The following is a 1,849-nucleotide window of genomic DNA, read 5'->3' as shown; positions in this document are numbered from 1 at the left end:
GGCTGCAAAACTGAGTTGTTTCATGGGCAATTTCAGTCGATTGATGATGTCCGCTATTTTACAGGTTCAGGAACTTGTTCAGGGCTTCCTTAGCGACCTATGTTGATCGACACCCGATGTCAATGGCTGTTAGCTACATAAATAACATGGATTTGCATTTTATAACGCAGAGTAGTATTGTCCGCGTTATGGCACACATAACTAACAGCGTCGAATACGGCATCCACTGCCTTCTTTGGCTGGTCGATCCGGCTAGCGGACAACCCAGTAGTCGTGATCTTGCGGAATTGCAAGGGATCTCCCCGTCGTTTGTCGCCAAGATTTTCCCCAAGCTGGAGAAGGCAGGCATCGTCCAAGCGGCGGAGGGGGTGCGCGGGGGGTATCGATTGGCTAGGGCACCAGCCGATATTACGGTACTTGATGTCGTCGATGCGATTGAAGGCAACAAACCGCTGTTCAATTGCCAGGAGATCCGTGACCGCTGTGCCGTGTTTGACGACGACGCACCTACTTGGGCAACAAATGGTGTATGCGCGATTCACGCTGCGATGCTGCGCGCTGAAAAGGCAATGCGCGAGAGTCTTGCGCAGGAAACGCTGGCAAGCATAGCCGCTGTGGTTGAACGCAAAGCACCGAAAAGCTTTCCCATCGAAGTTCGGGGCTGGCTGAACGAAAGAACAAAGGGTCGCGCATCTCATCGACCCATAAAGCCTCCCGGCGTACCGTAACACGCCCTTGGCGCACTATCGCCACCTCCTCTAGCAACACCGCCCTAACGGTATCCAGCCGGGCACCGGGATGGGTGTCGCACATCCGTACGACGGGTGTGGTTCCAATGTCCGGCATAAAAGGAGACCAAACATGACCCAGAAAACTGAAACCGAGAGTATGTTCTCGAACAAACGTATTTTTCTCGCTGGAGCGTCTGGAGCCATAGGCCGGCAGCTTGCGCCTCTTCTCATCGCTGACGGATGGCAAGTCGTCGGTACGACGCGATCCGCAGATAAGACACCGCTGCTGCGTGAGATGGGAGTCGAGCCTGTTGTCGTCGATGTTTTTGATGCGGCTGCGCTGCGCAGCGTCGTGGCTGAATTCAAACCGGAGATCGTTATCCACCAGCTCACCGACCTTCCTCACGCGCTTGAAGCGAGCAAGATGACAGAAGCCTTGGTGCGGAACGCCCGCCTGCGGGACGAAGGCACGCGCAATCTTGTTGAGGCTGCGGTGCTCGCTGGCGCAAAGCGATTAATCGCGCAGAGCATCTCCTTCATCTACGCAGACGGCCCTCTGCCACACCGCGAGGAGGACCCATTTCTGGCCGAAACGCACCCTGTCTATGGTGAAACGGTACATGGCGTCGCGAGCCTCGAGCGCCAGGTGCTCAGCGCTCCGCTTGATGGAATCGTCCTCCGATATGGGTTGATCTACGGTCCTGGCACCGGGTTTGACGCGCCTATCGCTCCAGGGTCTGTACATGTCAGCGCCGCTGCAAAAGCTGCACAGCTTGCGATCGCAAGGGCAGTGCCTGGCATCTACAACGTTGCCGAGAACGATGGAGCAGTTTCGACCGAGAAGTCCACCCAAATCCTCGGCTGGGATGCTGGTTGGAGGTCTGGTCGGTAACAACCTGACGATGGAGAACGCAGGCGGAAGGAGGCGCTGATCAATCAAACGGATTTTCGGCTTACGACCCCAATGTCGGTTTTGGCCGAACTGCGGCATCGGGGGCATCATCCAAGGTCAGCTTCCGGATGAAATTCTGTTGAAAAACTCTTGCCGAATTCAGTTTCAGATCTAGACGAGAGTGAAATGTCGAAACATTGACCCCTTTGGGGCCTGTAACCGGGTC

General features: G+C 55.7%; 2 protein-coding genes. Both read left to right on the top strand.

Features of this window, described 5'->3' with window-relative positions:
• Window positions 1–188 precede the first annotated feature (188 nt).
• Window positions 189–728 (top strand): Rrf2 family transcriptional regulator, encoded by a 540-nt coding sequence (locus tag SCT_RS15170; protein WP_059424649.1) that lies wholly within the window; start codon window positions 189–191, stop codon window positions 726–728.
• A 133-nt stretch (window positions 729–861) separates the two neighbouring features.
• Entirely contained in the window at window positions 862–1,623 is a 762-nt protein-coding gene (locus SCT_RS15165; protein ID WP_082098389.1) for an NAD(P)-dependent oxidoreductase, read from the top strand.
• Window positions 1,624–1,849 lie beyond the last annotated feature (226 nt).

It is taken from the genome of Sulfuricella sp. T08, from assembly GCF_000971475.1.
In the GTDB taxonomy this organism is placed as follows: domain Bacteria; phylum Pseudomonadota; class Gammaproteobacteria; order Burkholderiales; family Sulfuricellaceae; genus Sulfuricella.
Note: the sequence above shows the minus strand (reverse complement) of the source record. Positions and strands in the feature narration are given on the sequence as shown.